Genomic DNA, 26,474 nt, shown 5'->3' with positions numbered 1-26,474 from the left:
TCCGAGCGACAATGGCGACAAGTCGCACCCCCGTCCTACCCACCAATCGGAGACGCCGGACATGACCCAACTGATGCAGACCCAGGCCGGAGACGCCGGCGCCTTCCGCCACTTCGACCTGACCCGCGTCCCCTCACCCTGTTTCGTCGTCGACGAAAAGGCGGTGGAGCGAAACCTTGCGGTTCTGGCCGATATTGGCGAGCGGTCCGGCGCGCATGTCCTGTCCGCGCTCAAGGCCTTTTCCATGTACGCGCTGGCCCCGCTGGTGCGCCAGTATCTCGGCGGCACCTGTGCCAGCGGCATCTACGAGGCCCGGCTGGGCCGCGAGGAATATGGCGGCGAGGTCGCAACCTTTTGCGCGGGCTACAAGGAAACCGATATCGACGAAATCCTTGCGCTCTCAGATCACATCATCTTCAACAGCCCCGCGCAGAAAGACCGCTTTTTGGCCAAGGCACAGGCCGCCGGGCGGCAGGTCGGGCTGCGCATCAACCCCGAACATTCCGAAGGCGAGGTTGCGAAATACGACCCCTGCGCCCCGTGCTCGCGCCTCGGCACCCCGGTCAGCCAACTAGACGCCAAGGCGCTGGAGGGCGTGGATGGCCTGCACATGCACACGCTCTGCGAACAGGGGTTCGAGCCGCTGGCGCGCACATGGGCGGCGATCGAACCGAAGCTCGCGCCATTCCTGAACAGCCTGAAATGGCTGAATTTCGGCGGCGGCCACCACATCACCCGCAACGACTATGACCGCGACGGGCTGGTGGAGTTTATCAAACACATCCGCGCCAAATACGGCGTCGAGGTCTATCTGGAACCCGGCGAGGCCGTGGCGCTGGATGCAGGCATCCTCGTGGGCGAAATCCTGGACCTGCCGCACAACGGGATGGATCTGGCGATCACCGACATTTCGGCCACCTGCCACATGCCCGACGTGATCGAGGCCCCCTACCGCCCCGCCCTGATGGACGAGGCCGAGGCGGGCCACACCTATCGTCTGGGCGGCCCCTCGTGCCTGGCTGGCGACGTGATCGGTGACTACACCTGGGCCGAGCCGCTGCGGATCGGGCAGCGTTTTGCCTTCCTCGATCAGGCGCATTACTCGATGGTCAAGACCAACACGTTCAACGGCGTGCCCCTGCCCACCATCGCCCTGTGGAACAGCGAAACCGATGACCTGAAGATCATCAGGCAATTCGGCTACGACGACTTCAAAGAGAGGCTTTCATGAGCATTTTCCTCGACAGCGAACTGACCGAGGCCGAGCGCAGCGAAGACGCCCGGTTCCGCGTGATCCCGGTGCCGCTGGAGCGCACGGTCTCTTACGGTTCGGGTACGGCAGGCGGCCCCGCCGCGATCATCGCAGCCAGCAATGAACTCGAGCGCATCACTGGCCATTCCGAACCCTGTGTCGATGGCATCTTCACCGAACCTTCGCTGGATTGCACCGGCCCGCTGCCGGACGTCATGGAGTGTCTGGCCCAGCGCACCGAGGCCGCGATCCACGCCGGCAAGGTGCCGGTCACGCTGGGCGGTGAACACTCGCTGAGCTATGGCGCGGTGATGGGCGTGGCCCGCGCGTTGGCTCAGCCCCTCGGCATCGTGCAGATCGACGCTCATGCCGACCTGCGCAACGCCTATCAGGGCGAGAAACACAGCCACGCCTCGGTCATGCATCTGCTGGCCGAGGAAGGCGTCCGTCTGGCGCAATTCGGCGTACGCGCCTTCTCGACCGAAGAAGCCAAAAGCCGTCTGAGGAACCGTGTCTTCCATGTGGATTCCGAAGAATTGGTGACCGGCAACATTCATGCCGTCGACCTGCCCGAGGACTTTCCAGAACTGGTCTATGTCAGCTTTGACGTCGACGGGCTGGACCCGTCGCTAATGCCCGCCACCGGCACACCGGTTCCGGGCGGGCTGGGATACTATCAGGCGCTGCATCTGGTCGAACACGCCTTGAAAGGCCGCCGCTGCGTGGGCTTCGACGTGGTCGAACTGGCCCCGGACGGCAACGCGGCGTGGGATTTCACCACGGCACAGATCGTTTATCGCCTGATGGCCTCCTGCTAGGCGTCCACGGTTTCGTTCAGCTCCATATGCCCGTCGCCCTTGTTCAACACGCGGCGCAGCATGGGCTCGAAGAACTCCAGCGGCCTGGTCGGATAGTCCGGGTCGAACGCCTTTTGATCGTATTCGTGGCAGAAATAGCGGCAGTCCTCCCAATAGGGGCTGTCGCGGTATTTGTCCCGCGCGTTGCGGTCTCCACCCAGATGGTGGTTATAGTAATAGCCCTGGAACACGCAGTGATGTTTCAGGATCCAATGGGTCCGTTCGCTGACATAGGGCTTCATCATCGCCGCTGACAGCTCACCGTGGTTGTAAGGCGACAGGATGTCCCCGGTGTCATGGATCAGGGCCGCAACGACCAGTTCCTCATCCGCGCCATCCTCGTAGGCCCGCGTCGCGGCCTGCAGGCTGTGCTGATACCGGTTGACCGGATAGGGCGTCCATTCCTCGTCCAAGGACCGGATCGCATCCAGAATTCGGTCGGGCAAAGCCGCGTTATAGGCCTCTTCATATTCCATGACGGCGTCCCAATCGGCCTTGGTGGCCTCTTCGAAACTGGTCCAGGTGGGTTTGTGGCTTTTGTCCAGCATGGCGGGTCCTTTGTCTGCGGGTCACAGCCAGACTAGCCGCGACCAGCCAATAGAAAAAATAAATTGATTTTATCACGTCGATCAAAAAATAGTTTCACATGCAGATGCGTGAACTCGAAACGTTTTTATGCGTGGCGGAAACCGGTGGTTTCCATGCTGCGGCCCGACGGATGAACGTGACACAGACGGCTGTCAGTGCACGGATCCGCCAGCTTGAGGCCGCCACGGGCAAAGCCCTGTTTTCACGTGGTGCCGGCGGTACCAGCCTCACCGACTTCGGGGCACAGTTCAAACCCTATGCCGAACAGATGCTGTCGCTTTGGTCCTTCGCCTCGCAGGACCTGCCGGCCCAAAGTCAGGGTCGTGTGGCCCTTCGCTTGGGCGCTCAGCTCAGCATCTGGGACCCGCTTCTGGTCGATCTGGCCGTCCGGTTCGAGCAGAGGTTTGGCAAACTTCTGTTGACGCTCAACTATGACCACACGCTGAACATGGCCGAGGCCGTTGCTTCGCACGTTCTGGACGTGGCTTTGACACATGAGAGGCCATCGCGGTCCGGGATTTCGTGCCAGGAATTGCCGCCCGAGCACTTGATCCTTGTCGAGACGCCCCATCTGGCTGAGTCCGGTACCGATCCTGTTTTCATCAATCTCGAACTTGGTGAAGGCTATCAGGAGCATGTACGCGGTCTTGCCCGGCTGTCTGCTGGGCAAACCGTGTTTCTGGGCAATTGCATGATGGCACTGCGCTATATCCTGCAACGCGGCGGGCGCGGTTTTTTCCCGCACAGCGTTGTAGCCCCGCACCTTGAGAATGGCGCGCTGCGCATGGTCGAGGAAGCCGCACCGCTAATTCTACCGGTCCACTTGGTCTCGCGCGCAGAGGACGACCACCAAAAACTGTTGGGTGAATTACACCAGTGCCTGTCAGAGCTGCGGGACTGACCTCAGGCCGGGGATGGCGCGGGTGCGGCAGTTCTCACCCGCCGGCGGATGATCGGTCTTCCGGCGAAAGCCAGGAATACGGCCGATATTGCGAACCCGACAACGGCTGGACCATAGAGCAGCGGCCATAGCTTCGCATCCTTGATCACCACCGGAGATACGAACCCACGCACGCCTTCCAACAAGACAAGAATCGTGAATGCCGCGAATATCTGAGGCCAAAGGCCGAACCGGGAAAAACTGCCCAGCATCAGAGTCGAATACCCCACCAGCGCCACGGTGATGCAGATCGCGATCCAGGAAAACCGCTGGTGCAGCTCTTCCACCAATTCCCCCAACGGGTAGCCGTCTGCCACGGCGACAGCGTCAAGATCGCCCAACAACTCGATCGTCGGAATCGCCTCAAGACTGCGGCGTCCATTGTCAGTGTTTCGGGACAGCTCCGAAATGTCGTATGATGCATCGTCGAAAAGGGTCGACGACAGGGTCTTGCCTTCCTTGTTCAACCGCAGTGCAACCCCATCCACCATGACCAGATGAACGCCGGATCCGTTGTTCACCAGATAGGCGGACGTGCTGGAGTATGTGGCGGGGTTTTCCTGATCGCGACGGTCGGACACGAACACCTCGTGCAATGTGCCATCCAGATCAATCCGACCGATATAGACGGTCACGCCCCGAGCCGGGTGCATGAACTCCCCCTCGTTGAGCAACTGCGCGGTGATGTCACCTGCCACCTCGGCCTGGCGCAATTCCAGCTGTTCTACGGATGCGGGCCGCAGAATGACGCTGACGATCGCCATCATCAGCCCCGCCACCAGACCAAACAGCAACACCGACCGGCCCAGCCGCCATGGGCTGGACCCGGTGGCCAGCATCACGGTCAGCTCGCTTTCCCGGCTCAGCCGGTTGGTGGCATAGACTGCGGCGGCAAAGACCGCCATCGGCATGACCGTTCGGACAAGTGTTGGCAGGGTCAGCGCCGTGAACTCCAGAAACACCATAGCTGACTGGCCGCCGCTGATGACGTGTTCGAACAGGCTGACCGAGCGGGTGATCCAGAACACGCCCACCAGAACAAGCGTGAAGAAGCCGAAAAGAACCAATAGCTGCCGCAGGAAATACCCATCAAAGCGCGACATGTGACCTCTTTCGGCTGTTTTATCCTGGCGGGACATTAGGCCATTCGCCAGTCAAGGGGAACCGCGATTGCGCCCCAGTTCACCGGCCGGCACAAGGATTTTGGTGTGCCACAGCCACCGCAGGACCTTAACCGCCGAGGTGGGTCCGATGCGGCTCGACCATCGCTGCAGAATATCGGGCACAGAGCGTGAGTCGCGCAGATCGGATATCAACGGCGCCAGTTCGGCCCCCGCCAGCGAGTGGACCGGGCGCGGCAAATTGGGGTGGGTCAGAATCTCTGACCGCACAACATACGCGTCGCCTTGCACACCGCCCTGTATCAGCTTCGCCTCCGGCGACCGGCGAAGCACCTCGCCCGGGGACAACTCGGCGTTCTGCAGGTCCGCAGGCGGGCGGCGAAGCCAGTCCAGAGGCTGTGCGCGCTGGCTCCAGAACGGACCAGAGGTGACCTCGTGGTGACGTGCATAGAATGCCGCCGCCAATTCGGCGTGGGTTTCTACGCGTTCGCGCTGTCGTCCCGAATAGAACCCCAGCGCGATGTTGGTGTCGCAGGGCCGAGTCAGAATCGTGTTTGCAACCACTGCCGCCTGCATGGCCTGCGCCATAGACAGTTGCACCCCTTGCGATGACAGCGCATCGACCGAGAAACTCGCTTCGCCCACACGCAGCAGATCATCGGCGGGCGGTGTCAATTCACATTGGCTGCTGGCATCACACCGGCGCACCGGGCCCATCCGCGCCTGCTCCAGACAGCCGGCCAGAAGAGTCGATCGTGCCAGAAGGTTCAGATACAGATCACGCCGGGCTGCCGGCAACAAACCAGTGCAATCCGACGGGTCGACAAAAACGCAAGCGTTGACCGTACCGTCCGGCTGTGCTGCGCCCCAATACCAATGGGCATCACCAGCCTCCACGCGGGCCTGCGTGCCAAAACCCGGTGGGGCTTGCCAATAGGCATAGAGCGCCGTCAATGGCGCTGAGGCCGGGCGGAACCTCCGACCCAGTCCCGCATGCTTGCCCGCCGCATCCACCAAAAGGTCGGGGCGCAGCCGGCCTTTTCCCTGCGCAGTCAGGATCGGAACCTCCCAACCGGCGCCAGTGCGCCGTGGTCGATAGGCGCGTGCGGGTTGCAACACACGAACACCCGACTGGCGTGCAGCGTCCAGCAGGATGGCATCGAACCGGCTGCGATCCACCAGAAGGCCCGGATCGTCAACTGGTTCACCCCGCCTTTCAAACGCCCCGCCCCACATAAGGACGGAACCCGACGATTGCAGGAATCCCGCAGCTTTCATAGCATCGCCCACACCCAGAAACCGCAGAATGGGCCAGATGGAGGCAGGCAGTGACTCTCCGATGTGTTGGCGTGGGAAGATGGCGCGTTCCAGCAGACAGACCCGTCGCCCCAGCTGTGCCAGCCGCATCGCTGTCACGGCCCCGGCCGGGCCACCGCCGATCACGCAGATCTCGGCTTCAATCTCGGCCGCCATCCGCTGCGCCCTCAGGCCGAACGGCGGGCAGCGTCGCCGAAGAAATCCGGGCGGGCAGCCGACAGCCTGACATAGGCCTGCAGGCAATAATCCAGCCAGCCGCGGATATAATCACATGCCGGGCGGCCACGATGAATGACCTCGTGATGGCAACCGCCACCGCACATGTACCGTGCCCAACAGGTGTTGCACGGCGATTGGTTGTGCACGTGGCGCTCGGCCAGCCAGGCTTCTCGCCGCGCATCCGGGCCGTCATGGACATTGCCCATCGCGGCCAAGTCGTCCTCGACGAAGCGGTGGCAGGCGAACAGATCGCCATCCGCCGAAACCCCGAAATATCCGCCACCGGCTCCGCAAGCGTAGGGCCGGTGCGTGCCACGGTGGATCTCGTGCATTGCGGCGGCCATGTTCGAGAAGGGAAAGCGGCGGCCCTGCAGCACTGCGTCTTCGAAAACGCGTCCGCAGCGGATCATCTGCGAAAGCATTTCGGCCATGTCCTTGCTGCTCATTTCTTCGCGCCCGGTTGGCGAAGCCAGCATGGGTGAGAACCCGACCGAGTGGAAACCCAAGCCTATGAAATGGCTCAGGGTCTCAGGCAGCTCGATGTTGCGCGGTGTCACAGTGACTCGAGCGCCCACCTGCATGCGGTGCTGTTTGTCCAGCAACGGCAGCACCTTGCGCAGAATGGTGTCGTAGCTGCCGCGCCCACCCTGGTTGGGGCGCAACCGGTCATGTGCCTTGCGAACGCCATCCAGACTGATGGTGACGGCAAAGGCGTGGTCTTCGAAAAACTCAGCGTCTTCCGGGCGCAGCAACGTGCCATTCGTCGTGATCGAAAATCCCACATCCACTTTGTTGCGTTGCGCGTGTTCAGCAGCATAAACCGTCGTTTTTCGGATCAGGTCGCGATTGATCAACGGCTCGCCTCCAAGAAAGGCCAGATTGATCCGGGTGCCGGGTTCCGCGTCCATGATCAGCCGATCGACCGAGGCTTTCGCGACCTCCCATTCCATACTGCGGGCAGGACCACCAAAGCTGCCCTGCGAGGCATAGCAATAGGTGCACGCCAAGTTGCATTTCTGCGCGACCGCCAGCGACAAAGACCTGACCGGCATGCGGCGCGGCGGCGCGTCGTCAATGAACGGCACACCATCAAGACCCATCTGCGTCAGAAACTCTCGCTGACTTTCGGCGGCCATACGGGCGAAGTGATCCGCCGTTCCTTCGGGCACATCGAACACGCGCGAGCCATCTACGGCCAGCATGTGCTCGCCCAATGTCGTTTCGAAAAAATGCACCTCGGCAGATGGGTCGGTCATGTCTCGACCTCGGGCCAGAACGGGATACCGATACCCTTTTCCGCCAAGGCTTCACCGGCGACCCGGAAGCTTTTCATCGTGTCGCGCACCTGCTGGATATACTTCTGCGCTTCGGCAAATCGGTTCTGAGCCTCGTTTTGATAGGCCTGTTCGAGCCCATCGGTGATGCGGCGGAACAGATCCAGTGCCTCTTTCGCCTGCGTTTCCGAGCCCACTTGGATCGGGCGCAGATAGGCAGGTGTGCCGCGGCCCGTTTGGTATTTGGCCAGAACGTCCTTCATCTGGCGGAACCGCAGAAAATGCTCGTCACCGTCGGTGTCGATCCGCACGGCCAAAGCATACAGACGCCGATCGGTGAACGCCTTGTGTTCCAGTGTCGCCACGCACTGGGCATAAGCACGGTCGATGAACCCGTCGGGGCGTTCGATCTCGATGAAGTCGTCGATGGCCTCGGGCGTCAAGGGGCGCAACGACCGTGGGATGATCCGCTTGGGTCCGATGGGCAGGGCAAGCGCGGGCGTCAGCACTGGCTTATAATCCTTGCCCTGCAACGACCACAGCAACTGGTTTGCCCAGCGCATGTGGGTCATCTCGCCGATCGCAACTTCAAGCAGGGCGCGCCGCGCAAAGATCAGATCATCCTTCAACGTTGGCCAGCGCTCGGAATCGACGGTTTCGGGATCGGCCAGCGAAAAATAGGCATAGAGGTATTGCAGGCTGAGCGTCATCTCCATCGGCGCCAGACGGGTCTGCAGGTCTTTGACCATCGCCGCTACGCTTTCATACGGTTCGACACCGGGCAGGTCCGTGTCGGCCTCATAGACTTCGCCGGTCTCGCGTCCCTCGACTACGATCGGCAGGTCGCTCCACATCTGGTTGACCTCGTAATGGTCGATCTGAAACGGGCGGTTCTGTTCGACGGTATTCAACGCCGCCACATTGCCCGAGGGCGATTTGTCCGAGCGCAGCCAATCCAGATAGGTTTCGGCCACAACCGGATCGTCGGGCGCACCAGTCGGCAGGCGGGTGTCATGCGGTACTTCGGCAGTGACCACATCCGGGTGGTTTGATGGCCAGTAGTGGCAGCCGCAATCCCGAAAGTCATGCGACCAGGGATTGCACAGGCTTTGGGTCAGCTCTCCGGGGTCGTAGGCCGTATCGAACACGCCGGCTTCGGTGCGGTACTGCCGGCGGTATCCATGCAGGACGACCGGCGGTGCGTCGACGACACCGTCGTGATTGCGCCGCTCCAGTGCGATGGTCACCGGATGGTCGTCGCCGCATTCAAGGCTGCGGATGAACCGCCAAACCAGCATGCCGTCGTAGGGTTTGCCCTTGTCGTCGCGGAACGAGATACGTCGCCCGCCTTGTTCGACCCAGGCCAGAAACCACCGGCCGCTGGACAGCTCGGCGCCGATGTCACCACGATAGGCGTCCAGCAAGTCCTGCACCCAAGGTGTCGAACTCTCATCGGGCAACATCGGGTCATAGAAATAGTCGACATAGACCAGATGAAACCCTTGCGTATTTTCGGGTGCTTCCGGAACCGGGTTCAGCGGGACACGTACGGCATTGAAAACCAATCCCGGAAAGAACCGGCGATCAAGGTCGCGTACGTCCATTTCCAGCCCCGGGAAACAATTTCCGACCGACCCGTCCAGCCGAGTGTTGTCAGGGTTGCCGGGCACCTTGTAGGCCGCACGGGCCGTCAGGTTGCGGGGTTTGATGCGGATCGGCGCTGGTTTGTCAGACATCCCGAGGCTCTCCTACCGGTTGGGTTTCGGGCGCGGGCGGGTGCGCCTCGAGGTAATCGATGAAAGACATCACCAGGTGGTACTGCCGCCGTGACAACGAGAGCGGAAAATAGTTTGAATCCCGCATGTAGGGCGGCATGCGGGCGTCGTGCATCATGTCGCGCACGATCCGCGGGTCGCGGAAGGCGGGATCGGGTGTCTGGTCAGGGTTCGGGTCCTCTTCGAACTGGGCCAGAACGCCAAAGGGTGGGCGCATCAATCGCCGAACGAAATCAGGCCTGCGGCGCAGAAAATCCAAAAGGTTTTCTTCATCGATCAACTGCTCGTGCACAAACTTGGTGGCGACCGTATAGGGCAGCTGTTCATTCGGGACCGAGTTTGAAAAGACCGAAACCGGCTGTGGGCGGATCAACTCGTCGATCTTGTCGGGCGGCACCGAGTCCTTTTCCGTCATCGATGCCGCATCGGTGGACGGCAGGCCCGGTGTGGGTGCGATACTGGTCTGCGCCTGAAGAGAGGCATTGTCCTTGAGGCCCTGTGCCCGGATGTCGTCCAGATTGATCAGGCTGTTGGTCTCGAACGCCCTTCGGAAGATGTCGACCACTTCGGTTTTTGCATCAAGGTAGTTTTCGGCGGTGACCGAGATCAACGACATGTCGCGATCCGCCAGATCGTCTTCGAGGCTGTAGAAAGGCCGGCAATCCGGTGCGAAATCCGGCGGCCCAGTGAAGATGCGCGCCCGGGCGACCAAACGCTGACCGCGAACAGCCAGCGTGGCCTCGATCGTTCCATCACACGTGTCGTCAACCACCCCCCAGGACTGATCGTTGCCGACCCGTGCACCATCATAACTGTCATGCGGTTCGGGATCGTCAGACAACCCCGACATCATGATCCACTTCGACCACGGCGTGTCCGGGTTCAGGATGCGGTTCTGGGCCGGCACGATCTCATGAATCCGGCCATATTCCGATTTGGGCGGGTCATTCTTGTATCCCGGCACAGCAAGAGTTGCAGGGCCGAAGGCGGCGTCGGGCGGGCCGTATACCTCGCCCTTGGGCGGAGTGAACCGCAAACGTAGAAGACTGCGGTCCACCATCTCGCCGGGCACCGGCTCGTCCGTCCCTTGGACCGGGCGGACAACCCGCACCGAGCCCAGCGGGATCGGGTTGTGTTCATAGACCAGCGGTTGCTGTTCCGACGTGTGCGGACTGAAGGCCAGCAAGGGTTTGGGAGTAAAATCCTCGGCCGCGATCTCGACCCGTGTACGAAACCCGCAGGCTGCATCTCCGGTGCGGCGGGCGGCTTTCTGATTACCTACAGCGACCGTGTAGCGGATGTTCTTCAGCGACAGCCCCTGCCCTTCAAGAAGGTTCAGAGTCACAGGAGTTTCATAGGCCTCGCCGGTTTCAGCATCGAACATTCGCGCCCACAGTTCAAAGAACGGCGCGACCGGGCGCAGGGCGCCGGTGCCTTCATCCCGAAATCGAATCTTCCGCGGGTCCGGCAGGTAGGCCGAGACACTCCCATCCTCGTTTTCCCGCAAAGTCACGTTCGAGCGTATGACCGTCTTGTTGTTGCCATGCGCGTCCAGATCCTGCTGCCATTCGTAGCTTTCCAGCGGGGTCTCGCCCGGGCCAAGCCTGGCAACGGCCATCGGCGGCAGAAAGAAGATTTCCTGTATCGTGTCCATGCCGGGCGCTCTCCAGTTTGGCCATGCCGGTCCGCAACCCGTTTTCAGGGGTACGAATAGCTTTGATAGGTAATCGTCGGGTCCGAGAAGAACGGAGTCGACTTGTCCCGAATGATGTCCGGCGGAGCGTCGTCCGGAACCGGAGAAATACTCTGCTGGTAGTGAAAGAAGTTCTGTGGGTCGAATTTCCGCTTCACGAACAGAAGTGAGTTGAAGTTGTCGCCCCAATAGAGCCAACGATAGTTCAACTGAGTGCGCCGCGGATAATTCTGATAACAGCGATCGATGAAGAAGCCCTCGTCCGTCATCATCTGCATGAACCCATCCAGCCATGGGACCACGACGTCTTTCTCATCCTCGGACAACCAGAACACGTCAACGTAGAAATTCATCGACACGTCGCGGTGAATGAAGGCGTTTCCCTGTTTGCCAACCGGCATTCGGTTGATCGCCCCGCCATACGGCTCGATCGCCACGGCCCCGTAGTCGTTTGGCGTGCTGTCCAGATAATCGACGACCCTTTGCCATTCATCTTGCAACAGTTGGCGGGCGATGTACCCGCCCTGCTTGTCTTCGCGGGCTTGATCCGGGACCACCGGGATGTCGTATTTCTCGTCATACAGCCAGGAATTGATCTGCTGGTAGGTCCCTGTCTTGCTGTTTTCCATGTGGCCGCCAATGGGTTCGTCCAACAGCGGCTGAATGACCCGGCGCCCTTCGTCTTCGGGCCCGTGATATAGGGCCGAGACCAAGAGAACCTTCTGGTCTCCTTGATAAGCCAGAAAGATGTAGGCCCCAAATTTGTCCGAGAGACCGTCCTTCATGTAGTTGGCCTGAAGAAACTCCAAAGCCTTGGCAGCCCTGTCCAGCGGCCATTTGATATGAACGCCCCAAACTTCGTACAGGTTGTGCAGCTTGAACCGGATTTCCAGAAGCACCCCTAAGTTGTTGCCGGTGCCTCCCCGGATCGCCCAGAAAAGATCGGCGTTGGTCGTGTCATCCGCGATCACGATACTGCCATCCCACAGCATAACCGTCACGCCCAGGACATTGTCGCAGGCCATTCCGAACAGGCGCGACGTGAACCCGTATCCTCCGCCCATCATGAATCCGGCCACGCAGACATCCTGACACGCGCCACCCGGCACATGCAGGTGATAGGAATCCAGCACCGAGTTCAGGACCTTGAACGGGGTACCGGGGCCGACATAGGCCATCGGGGTATCTGGATCGACCGTCACGTAACACATCCTGCTGGTATCCAGCACCATCGCATTGTTGACCGAGTACCCCGCCGTACTGTGCCGGCCCGATCGGCTGACCACCCACAGATCATGGGCCCGCGCGAAGGCCAGACTGGCCCGCACGTCCTGAATGGTTTCGCAATAGACAATGATTTCCGGGTAGTCCTGAAAGGCCGGGTTCCACAGTTGGCGATCCGTGTTGTAGTTCGGATCAGTCGGCAAAACGACCGATCCAACCAGGCCTTTTTCAAACTCCCGGATCTGCTCAGGCGTAATCGGATGATAGCGCTGCAGCGACAGGTCCGTTCGGCTGGAGGCGACCCGATCCTTGGCCAGAATGGTCTTGCTTATCTTGCGCATGATGGGTGCTCCCTTGGCATAACATGCAGAACGCGCAGGAAAAAACACTGCGCGCACGTTTTACGGTCTTTCCATCAACCCATTTCTGCCCGTCCCAAGCTGGCAGAAAGCTTCCGTACCGGTCAAGAGATCGTTTCATGCAATGCCCGGGCTTCGAGCAATTCAGGGATGTCGGCCTTTAGGTCGAAACGTTCCAGGGCATCCGACAGCCATGGCCCCGGCCGGCCCCCGGTTTTGGAAACGTGGCGCGTCAGCGCCACGGCTGCGCGCAGTTCGAATAGGCTGGCCCCGCATTTGCGCGCCTCGGACACCGCCTGTTTGAGCATCGGTTTGGGATCTTTCCGCTCATGATCGTCAAGCAACGAGCGGGCCCTGAGAACCTCGGCATCGGCCCATCCTTCGTCGGTGTCTTTGCGCCAAAGTTCGGCCTGCGTCAGCGCCTGCTTGGCGGCCTTGAGCCCCCCGGCACGCACCAGAAGTTCCGCGATCAGCGATAGAAAGAAGCTTTTGTAGTTTCCGGCGCCACTGGACCACCAGTCATCCGACGCCTGCCGTAGGGCCGCGATGTGCTCGGCGTCCGGGGTCCGGTGCGCCCGCGCCCAACCGAGCCACATGCGGGCCGTGATCGACATGAAGGCCAATCTGTGCTCGCGAGAAATCTCCTCCAGCGGTGCGACGGTCGCGATCAGTGCGTCGATATCGCGGTTCAACAGATGGACCATGCACGTATAGGTCAGGACCTGGGCTACGCTGTGCGCGTGTTGCAATTCATTGGCCCAGTCCAAAGCCTGCGCCTGAACCTTTCGCGCACGGGCCGGCTCACCCATCAGGCTGTAACAGACCCCCAGAAAGCCAGCTGTGATGGCCGCATGGTCGGTGCCATAGACATAGGCCAGCTTCCCATGTGTTTTGAAATCGTAAAGGGTCCAGGCCTGCTCCAGGTGCGCCCGGGCATCCGTCAGATTGCCGATGTGCAGTTGTACGGCCCCCATGGCGCGGTGCCCTACCATCCGGTGCTCGGTCCGGCCGCTGACTTCGGCCAGGTCCAGGATCTGGTCCGCCACCTCACCGGCCAGGCGGTACTCGGCCCGCACAAGGTGAAACGCATAAAGCCCATTGAGAACCGGGAACAGGCGTTCCGTCTCGCGTGCCCGACGGCACAGCTCGCGCAGCCGGCCATAGGCCTCGCCTGTCGCTTCGCCTGCAATCCCGTCAGTCGAGCGCAGGACACCCGCCCGCAGCACTTGCAGATCAATCTCGCGCAAGTCGCGGTCGTGGCTTTTCGGCAGCTCTGACACAAGACCAAGCGCCTTGGACAAATGAGTCAGTGCTTCGGACAGGGCCGACCGCTCGATCGCTCTCTGACCGGCGTTTTGCCAATGGGTAACGGCCTCTTCGGGTCGGTTTGCCAGCGTATAGTGCTGGGCCAGAACTTCGGGCTGGGTCTGTGCAAGATAGGGTTGCTGGTCCAGCAATACACCCGCGGCCTGGTCGTGCAGGACCTGCCGCTCGGACCGCAGAAGGCTGTCATAGGCCATGTCCCGGATCAGAGCATGGCGAAACAGGTATTCGTCCTCGGCCCCGTCCGGTGGCCGCTGGATGATGCCCGCCATGGCCAATTGTTCCAGGCTGGCCTGCATCGAGGCTGCCGGCAGCATGGAGACCGCCGCGACCAGAGCCACCGAAAAGCGTCGCCCGAACACCGCACCGGTCTGCGCCACGTCCTTTGCCATGCCTAGGCGGTCGAGACGCTCCATCAGCGAATCCTTGAGCGTGCTGGGCACCGACAGCGACGGCAGCGGACCGCGCAGGACATAGCCATCCTCGGTCAGCCGCAACTGGCCGGATTCCAGAAGGCCACGCGTCACCTCCTGAACAAAGAGCGGGATCCCATCGGTCTTGGCGGCAATCAGGTCGCAGACCGGACCCGGCAAAGGTTTGCCCCCCGCAACATCCGTGACGATTTCCGCCACCTCGGCATTCGACAATCGGGTCAGGGGGATGTGCAACGTGTTGTGGTGGTGCCCCCAGCTGGGGTCGAATCCCTGCCGGGCCGTGACCACGATAAGAACCGGCAGGTCACGGATCCGCTCGATCACCCTGTCGGTCAGCGAAAGCGTGGTCGGGTCCACCCAATGCGCGTCTTCGAACAGCAACAGAACGGGTTTGCTTCGGGCCATCGACACCAATTGCTGCGTGACGGCTTCCAGCGTCTTTTCCAGCTTGACCTGCGGCGGCAGGTCCAAGGGTCCCAATGCATCATCGGCATCGATGCTCAACAGATCCGCAATCAGGCGCTGTTGTTCGGATGTCAGGTACCGCAGCAGCGGCAGAAGCTTGTCCAGCTTTTGGGCGTCCGTATCCGCCGGCGCGAACCCGGCGGAACGTTCCAGTTGCTGCACGATCGGATACAGAGCACTGCTTGTGTGCAGCGGCGAGCATTGAAAATTCAGACGCAGAATGTCCTGACCCTGCAACTCGTGCGCCAACCCTTCGATCAGCCGGGACTTTCCGATCCCCGCCTCACCCGAGATCAGAACGGATTGACCCGCCCCGTGACTGGCTTCGTTCCACTTGTCACACAGCTTGCGAAACTCGGAGCCGCGACCGATCAGACGGCCGGAACCCGCTTCGGGATTGATCTCGAACCGCCGTTCGATCCGCGCGGTACCCTCCACGGTCCAGGCCTGAATCTCGTCCGCAAACCCCTTGAGAACATGCCTGCCGGCATCCTTCAGCCGGAAAGCGCCCCCGACCAGGCGGCGCGTCGAGGGGCTGATGATCAGCGAATTTGGTTCGGCCAGACCCTGCAAACGGGCGGCCAGATTCGGCGTCCGCCCCATGACCACGTCGTTTTCCCGCAACCCGTCCCCATAGATGGTGCCGACCACCACAAGTCCCGTGGCGATTCCGATCCGCGCCTGCAGCTCTTCCTTTCGGTCGATCGCGGGGAGTTCGTCCAAAATCTGCAACCCGGCCTCGATCGCGCGCGAGGCCGCATCCTCCTGCGCGTGCGGATAGCCGAAATAGATCATCGCACCATCCCCCATGAAACAGGCGATGTGACCACCGAATTTCGAAACGGCGGTTGTGCAAGTCTCTTTGAATCGCCGCACCAGCTCGCCCAGATCTTCCGGATCCAGGCGCTCGGACATTGCCGTCGAGCCTACGAGGTCAACGAACATGACCGTCAATTGCCGGCGTTCGGCCACGATTTTCCCCTGTCGGCGGGTGTGCACGGCGTCACCGGCCGTGTCCTGGGCAAAACGCGCGGTTGCGGCAAGCAGGCGACGTCTGGGACCCAGCGGCAGCCCGAGATCGATCAGATCATGCTCGGACAGATGAACGAGGTCGGACAAGGCCACTTCTGCCGCAGCGAAGGCGGGGGCGTATTTGGACAGCCCCAACTTCTCCAGAAAAGCGGCGATATCCGTCATTTCTCCCCCAACGGCCTGTCCAACGCCGGTTTGTTTTGGCTCGGTCCACCCCGCGCAGATCGCGCGTCGCAAACCGTGGCCCGTTCATTATCCAACTGACTGAACAGCCTTTTCGTTCTTTACCCGCACGTCAAGAGGTTTGGCGAACCAAACCGGCGCAGCACGGTTGACCGTGGAGGCAACATTGCTGATTTGCTTGGAGAATGGCAGGGGCAGCAGGGTTCGAACCCGCGACCTACGGTTTTGGAGACCGTCGCTCTACCAACTGAGCTATACCCCTGTGGTGCGCCATCAGATATGCCAGCGGCGCGACGGACTCAAGAGGCTTTTTCAGTTTCTCGGACACATATGCATTAGACAAAGAAGTTGCGTGCGTCGTGCAGTTCTATAAGACAAGGTTCGGCCCACCGAGAGGAAATTACCCTTGAGCCTTCGCAAGAAGATTGCTGACAGCGAGACAACCCTGAACTGGGCCGCGCGCCGCATCGCCAGCTATATCAGGATGGTCCATCGCAACACCAAATGGCAGCGGATCGGCTATGATGAATTGGACAAGCTCGCGGAACAGGGCGAGCCGGTCATCGTGGTGCTGTGGCACCAGCGGCTGGCCCAGTCGCCCTATTTCTTTCCGCTGGAAAAGGGGCGCATCTGCTCGATCACATCGGCCGCGCGCGCCGGCAGCATGGTGGGCCGGGTGCAGAAGCTCTTCGGCATGGACACCATCGCCATGTCCAGCCACAAGCGTCACGTGGCCCTGTCGCGTGAAGTGCTGGGCAAGATGAAGCAGGGGATCTCGATCGGCATAGCTGCCGACGGTCCACGCGGCCCGGAACGGGTGTGCTCGACCGTCCCGCTGGTCTGGGCGCGCAGCTCGGGCAAACGCGTTTTTGGCATCACCTATTCGGCCCGCCATGGCCGTGAGGCGGGCACCTGGGACCGGCTGCTGCTGCCGCGCCCCTGGCGCAACGAAGGCGTCTTCCTTTGCCGCGAATGGACTGAGACCGTACCCCGCAAGGCGTCGGAAGAGCAGATCGAGCAACTGCGTCAAAGCCTCGAGAAGCACATGAATGACATCACCGCCGAGGCGGATCGTATGGTCGGTCGCGCCCCGTGGGAACCAAAGCTCTGATCAGCCCGCCTGCTTTCCGCCAAAGTCACGGCGAAGGGCGCCGGTTTGCTTGCCCCCAAGCCTTCTGCGTTCCCGAAAAAAATCGCTGACGGTGCAGTCGACTTCGTGATCATCATCGCTGAGAATGGCGTCGCGCATGTCTTCCAGGTCCTTGTTGTGAAGGATTTGCGCCCCGTAATTCAGAAACTCAAAGCCAAACATCGCGTCTTCCTGCTGTTCGGGCATTCTGCCGAGCGTGCACAGGTCGCTTTCGGCGTTGCACATCAGGTAGACATTCAGCTTCTGGAGCAGATGGGCGGAAGGTTAAGATTTCTCAAGCCGAGGGTCGGGGGCACTACCAAATCGAAAACAATGGCAGACTTGGAACCATCTGATCTGCTTCCCAACAAGAAAAAGGGCGCCCCAAGGGACGCCCTTTCCATCAGTATGCGCTGATGCGCCTTACTCGATGATTTTGGACACGACGCCTGCGCCGACGGTGCGGCCGCCTTCGCGGATGGCGAAGCGCAGACCGTTTTCCATGGCGATCGGGGCGATCAGCTCGACGCCGAACGACACGTTGTCGCCGGGCATGACCATCTCGGTGCCTTCGGCCAGGGTCACGGTGCCGGTCACGTCAGTCGTACGGAAGTAGAACTGCGGACGGTAGTTCGCGAAGAACGGAGTGTGACGGCCGCCTTCTTCCTTGGTCAGGATGTAGGCTTCGGCTTCGAACTTGGTGTGCGGAGTAACCGAGCCCGGCTTACACAGGACCTGGCCACGCTCAACGCCGTCACGGTCAACACCACGCAGCAGGGCGCCGATGTTGTCGCCGGCTTCACCGCGGTCCAGCAGCTTGCGGAACATCTCGACACCGGTGCAGGTGGTCTTCTGCGTGTCGCGGATGCCGACGATTTCGATCTCGTCGCCAACGTTGATCACACCACGCTCGACACGACCGGTCACAACGGTACCGCGACCCGAGATCGAGAACACGTCTTCGATCGGCATCAGGAACGGCTGGTCAACAGCGCGCTCGGGCGTGTCGATGTACTCGTCAACGGCGGCCATCAGCTCGCGGATCTTGTTCTCGCCGATTTCCGGGTTGTTGCCTTCCATCGCGGCCAGAGCCGAACCTGCGATGATCGGAATGTCGTCGCCGGGGTAGTCGTAGCTGGACAGCAGTTCGCGAACTTCCATCTCAACCAGTTCCAGCAGCTCTTCGTCGTCAACCTGGTCAACCTTGTTCAGGAACACGACCATCTTCGGGATGCCAACCTGGCGGCCCAGCAGGATGTGCTCGCGGGTCTGCGGCATCGGGCCGTCAGCGGCGTTCACAACCAGGATCGCGCCGTCCATCTGCGCCGCACCGGTGATCATGTTCTTCACATAGTCAGCGTGGCCGGGGCAGTCGACATGCGCATAGTGGCGGTTGTCGGTCTCGTATTCCACGTGGGCGGTCGAGATGGTGATGCCGCGCGCTTTCTCTTCCGGCGCACCGTCAATCTGGTCATACGCCTTGAAGTCGCCGAAATACTTGGTGATTGCTGCGGTCAGCGTCGTCTTGCCGTGGTCAACGTGGCCAATCGTGCCAATGTTGACGTGCGGTTTTGTACGCTCAAACTTTTCCTTTGCCATTCCTCAGGCGCCCTTTTGCGATTTGGGGGACCCTTGGTCCCGTGGTTACATCTGCGCGCGCGAGATATTTGGTTCAAAGCGGAAAATCAAGCACATCCTGAGGGAAATCCTCAAAACTATGCCGGGTTTTGTACCGCCTGTCCGGATTCAATCGGTTGGATCAGGCCGGGGCGCAGGTCGAACCACCCGTTGTCCTTGTGCTCTTCAGCCAGCCATTCCTCGACGCGGTCGGCCACTTTCAGTGCCAAACCGCTCATCTGCTCTTCTTTGGTGCGTTCGTTGCCCGAGCCCTTCAGAGCGCTGCCACCGGTGGTATCTTCGAGGACCTGGAACTGCTTGCCCTTGGCCAGAAACTCTTTCTTGCCGACATCATAGACGTTGACCAGAACGATCGCTGTGCTTTTGGGGTTGTAGATCACCGGAATACCAGGAGGCGCCAGCATATAGCCTTCGAGGCTGATCCCGATGTCATACTCCTGCGAGCCCTGATAGCGACCAAGGCGGATATCGACGGCCTTCTGGATCGCTTCGGTCCATTCCTGGGGCGTCGCGTCACGAGACACCGGCCCCTGGACGGCCTTGTCGGCAAACGCATAGTTCACACGCAGCTTGAATTCACCCAGATCTTCCGGTTCTTCATAGAGTTGCGTCTGCGTGCAGGCGCCCACCAGGGCCAGTCCGGTAATCAGGGTCAGAATGCGCAGCATTGTCTCGTCTCGATAGGCGTGTTTTTCTTTGATCTAGCGCACCGATGCAGCTTGTGCCAAGCCGTATCGGCAGATTTCCACCGTGGTCGGAGCACGATCACGAGAACTTGTAATCGCGCGGGAACCCATAGGGCGGTTTTTTTCCGACGCTTGCGCGCTTTGCCAGCCATTGAGACATATCTGCCTCATGCCGCGTCTTGTCGCCGCCCATTGACCATTTCAAACCGTCCTCCCAGTTGAACGTCGTCAGGTCGGACAGGCCGCCATCCAGCTCCAGCGTGCCCTGGCGCCCGCGCGCCATGTTGTATTTCTGGAGACGCACGCCCTTGCCCCGCGTCATCTCGGGCAGTTCGGAGACCGGGAACACCAGAAACTTGCCATTCTGTGATACCACAGCGACGTGATCGCCCTCGATCGGCTTGCAGATCACCGCGCGCTCGTCATCCTTGACGTTCAGCACCTGTTTGCCGTTGCGGGTCTGGGCCAGCACCTCGTCCTCGGGCACCATGAACCCGTTGCCCGCATCCGAAGCAACCAGCAATTTGCGCCCCGGCTTGTGGATCAGGATATCGACGATCTGCGCCTCGTTGGGCAGATCGACCATCAGGCGCAGCGGCTCACCCATTCCCCGGCCACCGGGAAGGTTCGCGGCGCTGACCGTGTAGACCCGCCCGTTCGATGCGAAGACCAGCAGCCGGTCGGTGGTTTCCGCATGGAAGATGAACCGCGGCCCGTCGCCGTCCTTGAACTTCAGCTCGCGGTTCAGGTCGATATGGCCGGTCATGGCGCGGATCCAGCCCATCTGCGAGCAGACGACCGTGATCGGCTCCTTGTCGATCATCGCCTCTAGCGGTACGTCCTCGACCTCGCCTGCTTCGGCAAAGCGGGTGCGACGCGCGCCGCCCTCATAATCTTTGCCGAAGGTCTTCTTGGTCTCTTTCAGCTGCTCGGCGATCTTGGCCCATTGCAGACCCTCATCCGCCAGCAGATCCTCGAGTTCTGCGCGCTCTTCCATCAGCGCGTCACGCTCACGGACCAGTTCCATCTCTTCGAGCCGACGCAGGCTGCGCAGGCGCATGTTCAGGATCGCGTCGACCTGAACTTCGGACAATTCGCCCTCGCCCGGCTTGGGCGAGACATAGTCGGCCTCGCTGGTGGCGCGGACATGGTCGATGCCCCAATTCTCGCGCATCAGCGCGGCCTTGGGATCGTCGTCATAGCGGATGATATCAATCACGCGGTCGAGATTCAGGAAGGCAACGATAAAGCCCTCCAACACCTCCAACCGGTGGTCGATCTTGTCCATGCGGTGACGAGAGCGGCGCAGCAGCACCTCTTGCCGGTGATCGAGGAAGGCGCGCAGTACTTCCTTCATCGAACAGACCTTGGGCGTCACCCCGTCGATCAGCACGTTCATGTTCAGGCTGAACCGCACCTCGAGATCCGAGTTACGATACAGCATGTTCATCAACACCTCGGGGTCCACGTTCTTGGAGCGCGGTTCGAGGATGAGGCGGATGTCGTCGGCGGATTCGTCGCGCACATCGCCCAGGATCGGGATCTTTTTGGTCTGGATCAGCTCGGCGATCTTTTCGATCAGCTTGGATTTCTGAACCTGATACGGGATCTCGGTGACCACGATCTGCCACTGGCCGCGGCCCAGATCCTCGACCTCGTATTTGCAACGCAGCCGGAACGATCCGCGCCCGGTGCGATAAGCCTGCGCGATATTCTCGGCCGGTTCTACGATTACGCCGCCCGTTGGGAAATCGGGCCCCGGCACATAGTTCAGCAGCGTGTCGTCACGCGCGTCGGGCGTCTTGATCAGATGCAGACAGGCGTCGCACAGCTCGGCGATGTTGTGGGGCGGGATGTTCGTCGCCATGCCCACGGCAATGCCTGAGGCGCCATTGGCCAGAAGGTTCGGGAACTGTGCCGGCAAGACGACCGGTTCGGTCAGCGTGCCGTCATAGTTGTCGCGGAAATCGACGGCGTCCTCGTTCAGCCCCTCCAGCAACGCCTCGGCAACGATGGTCATCCGGGCCTCGGTGTAGCGCGAGGCCGCCGGGTTGTCGCCGTCGATATTGCCGAAATTCCCCTGCCCGTCGACCAGCGGGTAGCGGACGTTGAAATCCTGCGCCAGACGCGCCATCGCGTCATAGATCGCGGCGTCCCCGTGCGGGTGATAGTTACCCATCACGTCACCCGAGATCTTGGCCGACTTGCGGAACCCGCCCGAGGAGCTGAGTCGCAGCTCGCGCATAGCGTAGAGGATTCGCCGGTGAACCGGCTTCAGCCCGTCGCGCGCATCCGGCAGCGCGCGGTGCATGATGGTGGAGAGAGCATAGGTTAGATAACGCTCGCCAATTGCCCGGCGCAGCGGTTCGGCCACCTCACCCCCGGCGTCGGGGGCCTCCATGTTGGGGTCGTCGATCGTGTCGTTCATAGATGATGTGATACGACGCCCGGCGCGCGTGGTAAAGCAACCAAGGCATATTTTGCTGGGGACAAGTCGGGATTTTTGCAACAGGGGGAGCCAACCCGGCGATTTCCCCCGATTTTCGACTCGGGACCCGAACTATGGTAGGATCCCAACAATTGAATGCTGCCTTTTTCTTGTTGTTATGATTACCGGGGGATGCGCCATGACGCGCCTTATGCTTGTTACTTTTGCCATGCTCGGCTGGTTCTTCTACGTCATGAGCGGTGGATCCGAATTCGAACCGCGCGGAACCCGCGCCGAGGCACCACCCGTCGTTGCGGCAGGTGAGAAACCCGAGCCCAGGCCACTGGTCCCCTCCCCGGCAACCGAGCTTGTGACGAAAGTGGCCCTGCGCCCCGCCAAGCCGTCCGAACCTAAGCCGGAACCGATCCCCGCCGCCGATGCCGTCGATACCGAGGCGTTGCTAGCGCAGATCGCGGCCGGTCTGAATTCTGATCTGTCCAGTTTCGACAATACCGGCGGCACCTTTTCGCTGGCGTCGCTGGATGAAAACGCGGCCGTCCAGGTTTTGGACACCGACGCCGAACCGGAAACGGCAGCCGCCCCTGCACCCGCAGAGCCGCCGAAAGACATCCGCATCGTGTCCGGCACCCGCGTGAACATGCGCGACGGCCCCGGCACGATCTATCCGATCATCGGCAAAGCGCGGATGGGTCAGCAGGTCGAAGTTCTGAGCGAGTCCGGAACCGGCTGGCTGCGCCTGCGCGTGTTGCCCGAGCAACAGGTTGGCTGGATTTCCTCCTCGTTGATCCGAAAAAGCACAAATTGACGTGATGCCGTCATTGCCGGAGGCCGATCCTCGCAATAGTTTTTGCCGAGGACGACTTTGGGGCAGACATGCAGAAATCCATCCTCATCACCGGATGCTCATCCGGCATTGGTCTGGACGCGGCACACGGGATGCGTGCACGCGGATGGCGCGTGTTTGCCGCCTGCAGACATCAGCGCGATTGCGACAGGCTGAGGGCTCAGGGCTTTGACAGCCCAAGAATCGACTATACCGATGCCGAAACGATCACTTCGGGATTGGCCAGTGTTCTCGAAGCAACGGGCGGCACATTGGAAGCGCTGTTCAACAACGGCGCCCATGGCCTGCCCGGTGCGATCGAAGATGTGCCCACCGACGGGTTGCGCCATATCTTCGAGACCAATGTTTTTGGCTGGCACGAACTGACCCGCCAGGTGATACCCGTCATGCGTGCACAGGGCCATGGCCGCATCGTGCAGAACTCGTCGGTACTGGGTCTGGTCGCCTTTCCCTGGCGCGGTGCTTACGTCGCCACGAAATACGCAATCGAAGGCCTGACCGATACGATGAGGCTGGAGCTGCGCGGCACCGGCATCAAAGTGGTGCTGATTGAACCCGGTCCCATCACCTCTAAGCTGCGCGAAAAAGCCATACCGATTTTTGAACGGTTCATAGACTGGGAAAACTCGGCCCTACGCGACAAGTATGAGGGGTCGCTGCTCAAACGTCTGTACGAAGACTCGGGCCCCGACCGGTTCGAGCTGCCGGCGTCTGCGGTAACCGACAAACTTGCCCGCGCGCTCGAGGCAAAGTCGCCCAAGGCTCGATACTACGTGACCACACCGACCTATATCGCGGGTTATCTGCGCCGCATTCTGCCAACGGGCACGATAGACCGCATCCTTTCGGGTATCTGAGACGAAATTACCCGTTCGCTTTCGCGGGCCGCCCCGCTAGATGGTGCGGAAAGGATACAACAAATGCGGACGGTGAGTTCATGGACCTTCTAATGGGCGTACTTCTTTTGGCCATGGCGGCGGTCGTCGTTGTTCTGGCCATCGGCATATCCAATTTCGGCAAGGGCGGTATGGCGGCTGCCAAGAAAAGCAACAAGATGATGCGGCTGCGCATCCTGTTTCAATTCATTGCCGTGGTACTGATCGTGCTCTACGTCTATTTGCGTGGACAGGGAGTGCAGTAGATGGTCGTTCTGAACAAGATTTACACCCGCACCGGTGACGATGGCAAAACCGCGCTGGGCAATGGCGAACGGGTTGCGAAATACTCGGGCCGCGTGGCGGCCTATGGCACGGTGGACGAGTTGAACGCATTTGTCGGCGTGGCGCGCACCGAGGCTGAGGGCGAGGTCGATGCGGCGCTGGCCCGCATCCAGAACGATCTGTTCGACCTGGGCGCTGACCTGTGCCGCCCCGACATGGAAAAGGATGCCGAGGCCGACTACCCGCCCCTGCGGATCGCCCCGGCCCAGATCGATCGTCTGGAATCGGAAATCGACGCGATGAACGCGGATCTCGAGCCGTTGCGCAGCTTCATCCTGCCGGGCGGATCAAAGCTGGCGGCGCATCTGCATGTCTGCCGCACGGTCTCGCGGCGCGCCGAGCGCCTGTCTGTCGAACTGACCAACATGGAACCGGTGAACGCGGCCGCGGTAAAATACCTCAACCGCCTCAGCGACTGGTTCTTCGTGGCAGCCCGCTGCGCCAACAATGGCGGCCGCGATGACGTCTTGTGGGTTCCGGGCGCGAACCGCTGAAACCCGAGCTTCTTGAATGCGTTTTTGCACCATCCGGCGCGGCAAAACCGCCCATCGGCCGGGTAACAATATTTCGTTCCTTCACGTCAAAAAGCGTGAAACGCGACGTCCCCACGACATGACGTGACGATTTTGCCCTGTCCCGACGCCCCGCAAGGCGCTATCTAGGCCGACGAGAGCATTGGTGGAGTCGCATTGCGGCTTGCCGTTTTTGTAAGGAGCGTACGCAAAAATGAAGGTACTTGTGCCTGTCAAGCGCGTGATCGACTACAACGTTAAAGTTCGCGTCAAAGCGGACGGCAGCGGTGTTGATCTCGCCAATGTCAAAATGTCGATGAACCCGTTCGACGAGATTGCCGTCGAAGAGGCGATCCGCCTGAAAGAAGCCGGCAAGGCCGAAGAGGTCGTGGCCGTTTCGATCGGCGTCAAGCAGGCGCAGGAAACGCTGCGCACCGCGCTGGCGATGGGTGCAGACCGCGCCATCTTGGTCGTCGCGGCGGACGACGTCCACCAGGACATCGAGCCGCTGGCCGTCGCCAAGATCCTGGCCAAGGTGGTCGAGGAAGAGCAGCCCGGACTGGTTCTGTGCGGCAAGCAGGCGATCGACAACGACATGAACGCCACCGGTCAGATGCTGTCGGCACTGCTGGGCTGGAGCCAGGGCACCTTCGCGTCCGAACTGGACATCGAAGGCGACACCGCCAAGGTCACGCGTGAAGTTGACGGCGGTCTGCAGACCATCAGTGTCAAGATGCCGGCCATCATCACCGTCGACCTGCGCCTGAACGAGCCGCGCTATGCGTCGCTGCCGAACATCATGAAGGCCAAGAAAAAGCCGCTGGACGAAAAAACCGCCGCCGATTACGGCGTCGACGTCACGCCGCGCCTCGAAGTCGTCAAGACCGAAGAGCCGCCGGCACGCGCCGCTGGCATCATCGTGGGCTCGGTCGACGAGCTGGTCGGGAAACTCAAAGAAGCGGGGGCTGTGTAATGGCTGTACTTCTGCTTGCCGAAGTCAACAATGGCGAACTGGCGATGGACGCAACCGCCAAGGCGGTCACCGCAGCCAAGCAGCTGGGTGACGTGACCGTTCTGGCCGCGGGCGGCTCGGCCGCCGCTGCCGGCGAAGCCGCCGCCAAGATCGACGGCGTGTCCAAGGTCCTGGTCGCCGAAGACCCGTCGCTGGGCCACCGTCTGGCCGAATCGACCGCCGCGCTGATCGTCAGCCTGGCCGATGGCTATGAACATATCGTGGCGCCCGCCACCACCGACGCCAAGAACGTGATGCCGCGCGTGGCCGCGCTGCTGGACGTGATGGTCATCTCGGACGCGTCGGGCGTGGTGGACGGCTCGACCTTCGAGCGCCCGATCTACGCGGGCAACGCGATCCAGACCGTCAAGTCGAACGACGCCAAGAAGGTCATCACCTTCCGTACGGCCAGCTTTGATGCGGCCGGCGAAGGCGGATCGGCCCCGGTCGAGACCGTATCGGTCGGTGAAAACCCCGGCCTGTCGGACTGGGTCGAGGACAAGGTCGCCGAAAGCGACCGTCCGGAACTGACCTCGGCCGGCGTCGTTGTCTCGGGCGGCCGTGGTGTTGGCTCGGAAGAAGACTTCAAACTGATCGAAGCCCTGGCCGACAAGCTGGGCGCGGCGGTTGGTGCCAGCCGCGCGGCAGTCGACTCGGGCTATGCCCCGAACGATTGGCAGGTGGGTCAGACCGGCAAGGTCGTTGCACCCGATCTGTACATCGCGGTTGGTATTTCGGGTGCGATCCAGCACCTGGCCGGCATGAAGGATTCGAAGATCATCGTCGCGATCAACAAAGACGAAGAAGCTCCGATCTTCCAGGTCGCGGACTACGGCCTGGTCGCCGACCTGTTCCAGGCTGTGCCGGAGCTGACCGAAAAGCTGGGCTGACGGCCCTTCTTTTCGAGAATTCAAGGCCCGCCAATCGG

The 26,474-nt window shown here is 61.2% G+C and carries 22 protein-coding genes and 1 tRNA gene; 11 read left to right on the top strand and 12 right to left on the bottom strand.

Features of this window, described 5'->3' with window-relative positions; translation table 11 throughout:
• The first annotated feature begins 61 nt into the window (after positions 1 to 61).
• Positions 62 to 1,231, top strand: coding sequence for a carboxynorspermidine decarboxylase (gene nspC / locus ACR3EK_RS01955; RefSeq protein WP_480632539.1), 1,170 nt, complete (start codon positions 62 to 64; stop codon positions 1,229 to 1,231).
• Positions 1,228 to 2,070: an agmatinase gene (speB, locus tag ACR3EK_RS01950; protein ID WP_480632538.1), complete on the top strand. Its 843-nt coding sequence runs from the start codon at positions 1,228 to 1,230 to the stop codon at positions 2,068 to 2,070. Before nspC ends, speB begins: the two co-directional genes overlap by 4 nt.
• Here speB and ACR3EK_RS01945 read toward each other — a convergent pair.
• The gene (locus tag ACR3EK_RS01945; RefSeq protein ID WP_170390745.1) at positions 2,067 to 2,657 is read right to left on the bottom strand and encodes an HD domain-containing protein; all 591 of its coding nucleotides are present in this window, start codon (positions 2,655 to 2,657) and stop codon (positions 2,067 to 2,069) included. The two genes, speB and ACR3EK_RS01945, sit on opposite strands and share 4 nt — an antisense overlap.
• Before the next feature lie 104 nt (positions 2,658 to 2,761).
• Between ACR3EK_RS01945 and ACR3EK_RS01940 the strand changes: the two genes are divergently transcribed.
• Positions 2,762 to 3,598 carry a LysR family transcriptional regulator gene (locus ACR3EK_RS01940; RefSeq protein ID WP_170436072.1) on the top strand — a complete coding sequence of 279 codons (837 nt, stop codon included), beginning with the start codon at positions 2,762 to 2,764 and terminating at the stop codon, positions 3,596 to 3,598.
• Between the two features lie 2 nt (positions 3,599 to 3,600).
• Here ACR3EK_RS01940 and lptF read toward each other — a convergent pair whose 3' ends face one another.
• From lptF to ACR3EK_RS01900, 8 genes are all read right to left on the bottom strand, one after another.
• The gene (lptF, locus tag ACR3EK_RS01935; protein WP_480632537.1) at positions 3,601 to 4,740 is read right to left on the bottom strand and encodes an LPS export ABC transporter permease LptF; all 1,140 of its coding nucleotides are present in this window, start codon (positions 4,738 to 4,740) and stop codon (positions 3,601 to 3,603) included.
• A 51-nt stretch (positions 4,741 to 4,791) separates the two neighbouring features.
• On the bottom strand, positions 4,792 to 6,231 hold the full coding sequence (gene qhpG / locus ACR3EK_RS01930) for a flavin-dependent monooxygenase QhpG (protein ID WP_480632536.1): 1,440 nt from the start codon (positions 6,229 to 6,231) through the stop codon (positions 4,792 to 4,794).
• Between the two features lie 11 nt (positions 6,232 to 6,242).
• Positions 6,243 to 7,550: a radical SAM protein gene (locus ACR3EK_RS01925; RefSeq protein WP_480632535.1), complete on the bottom strand. Its 1,308-nt coding sequence runs from the start codon at positions 7,548 to 7,550 to the stop codon at positions 6,243 to 6,245.
• Positions 7,547 to 9,304: a ferritin-like domain-containing protein gene (locus ACR3EK_RS01920; protein WP_170440382.1), complete on the bottom strand. Its 1,758-nt coding sequence runs from the start codon at positions 9,302 to 9,304 to the stop codon at positions 7,547 to 7,549. Before ACR3EK_RS01920 ends, ACR3EK_RS01925 begins: the two co-directional genes overlap by 4 nt.
• Entirely contained in the window at positions 9,297 to 10,997 is a 1,701-nt protein-coding gene (locus ACR3EK_RS01915; RefSeq protein ID WP_480632534.1) for a hypothetical protein, read from the bottom strand. The genes ACR3EK_RS01920 and ACR3EK_RS01915 overlap by 8 nt, the downstream gene beginning before the upstream one ends.
• Positions 10,998 to 11,041: 44 nt before the next feature.
• Positions 11,042 to 12,601 carry an FAD-binding oxidoreductase gene (locus ACR3EK_RS01910; protein WP_480632533.1) on the bottom strand — a complete coding sequence of 520 codons (1,560 nt, stop codon included), beginning with the start codon at positions 12,599 to 12,601 and terminating at the stop codon, positions 11,042 to 11,044.
• Positions 12,602 to 12,723: 122 nt separating this feature from the next.
• The gene (locus tag ACR3EK_RS01905; protein ID WP_480632532.1) at positions 12,724 to 16,038 is read right to left on the bottom strand and encodes an adenylate/guanylate cyclase domain-containing protein; all 3,315 of its coding nucleotides are present in this window, start codon (positions 16,036 to 16,038) and stop codon (positions 12,724 to 12,726) included.
• A gap of 204 nt (positions 16,039 to 16,242) precedes the next feature.
• A tRNA-Trp gene (locus ACR3EK_RS01900) sits at positions 16,243 to 16,318 on the bottom strand.
• Positions 16,319 to 16,462: 144 nt separating this feature from the next.
• Here ACR3EK_RS01900 and ACR3EK_RS01895 point away from each other — a divergent pair.
• Together ACR3EK_RS01895 and ACR3EK_RS01890 are read left to right on the top strand one after the other, a co-directional pair.
• Positions 16,463 to 17,167, top strand: a complete 705-nt coding sequence (locus tag ACR3EK_RS01895) for a lysophospholipid acyltransferase family protein (protein WP_170390736.1) — start codon at positions 16,463 to 16,465, stop codon at positions 17,165 to 17,167.
• 45 nt (positions 17,168 to 17,212) lie between these two features.
• On the top strand, positions 17,213 to 17,602 hold the full coding sequence (locus ACR3EK_RS01890) for a hypothetical protein (RefSeq protein ID WP_480632531.1): 390 nt from the start codon (positions 17,213 to 17,215) through the stop codon (positions 17,600 to 17,602).
• A 6-nt stretch (positions 17,603 to 17,608) separates the two neighbouring features.
• Here the strand turns inward: ACR3EK_RS01890 and tuf are convergent, their stop codons facing one another.
• From tuf to ACR3EK_RS01875, 3 genes are all read right to left on the bottom strand, one after another.
• On the bottom strand, positions 17,609 to 18,784 hold the full coding sequence (gene tuf, locus ACR3EK_RS01885; protein ID WP_170343064.1) for an elongation factor Tu: 1,176 nt from the start codon (positions 18,782 to 18,784) through the stop codon (positions 17,609 to 17,611).
• Between the two features lie 116 nt (positions 18,785 to 18,900).
• Positions 18,901 to 19,491: a hypothetical protein gene (locus ACR3EK_RS01880; protein ID WP_170361569.1), complete on the bottom strand. Its 591-nt coding sequence runs from the start codon at positions 19,489 to 19,491 to the stop codon at positions 18,901 to 18,903.
• Between the two features lie 97 nt (positions 19,492 to 19,588).
• A complete protein-coding gene (locus ACR3EK_RS01875; RefSeq protein WP_170392192.1) occupies positions 19,589 to 21,937 on the bottom strand; it encodes a DNA topoisomerase IV subunit A in 2,349 nt (782 codons plus the stop codon).
• Between the two features lie 199 nt (positions 21,938 to 22,136).
• Between ACR3EK_RS01875 and ACR3EK_RS01870 the strand changes: the two genes are divergently transcribed.
• The 6 genes from ACR3EK_RS01870 to ACR3EK_RS01845 all read left to right on the top strand — a co-directional run bounded on the left by ACR3EK_RS01870 (position 22,137) and on the right by ACR3EK_RS01845 (position 26,436).
• On the top strand, positions 22,137 to 22,763 hold the full coding sequence (locus ACR3EK_RS01870; protein ID WP_244952481.1) for an SH3 domain-containing protein: 627 nt from the start codon (positions 22,137 to 22,139) through the stop codon (positions 22,761 to 22,763).
• Between the two features lie 68 nt (positions 22,764 to 22,831).
• Complete coding sequence (locus ACR3EK_RS01865) at positions 22,832 to 23,659, top strand: SDR family NAD(P)-dependent oxidoreductase (protein ID WP_475142768.1); 828 nt, start codon at positions 22,832 to 22,834, stop codon at positions 23,657 to 23,659.
• 80 nt (positions 23,660 to 23,739) lie between these two features.
• Positions 23,740 to 23,943, top strand: a complete 204-nt coding sequence (locus ACR3EK_RS01860; RefSeq protein WP_093965306.1) for a twin transmembrane helix small protein — start codon at positions 23,740 to 23,742, stop codon at positions 23,941 to 23,943.
• Positions 23,944 to 24,516: a cob(I)yrinic acid a,c-diamide adenosyltransferase gene (locus ACR3EK_RS01855; protein ID WP_480632530.1), complete on the top strand. Its 573-nt coding sequence runs from the start codon at positions 23,944 to 23,946 to the stop codon at positions 24,514 to 24,516. It abuts the gene before it with no gap.
• Positions 24,517 to 24,748: 232 nt separating this feature from the next.
• A complete protein-coding gene (locus tag ACR3EK_RS01850; protein WP_093965302.1) occupies positions 24,749 to 25,507 on the top strand; it encodes an electron transfer flavoprotein subunit beta/FixA family protein in 759 nt (252 codons plus the stop codon).
• A complete protein-coding gene (locus tag ACR3EK_RS01845) occupies positions 25,507 to 26,436 on the top strand; it encodes an electron transfer flavoprotein subunit alpha/FixB family protein (RefSeq protein ID WP_170361565.1) in 930 nt (309 codons plus the stop codon). Before ACR3EK_RS01850 ends, ACR3EK_RS01845 begins: the two co-directional genes overlap by 1 nt.
• The last annotated feature ends 38 nt before the right edge of the window (positions 26,437 to 26,474 follow it).

The organism is Ruegeria sp. BC8 (genome assembly GCF_056535705.1).
This window is presented reverse-complemented; position numbering and strand designations above follow the sequence as displayed.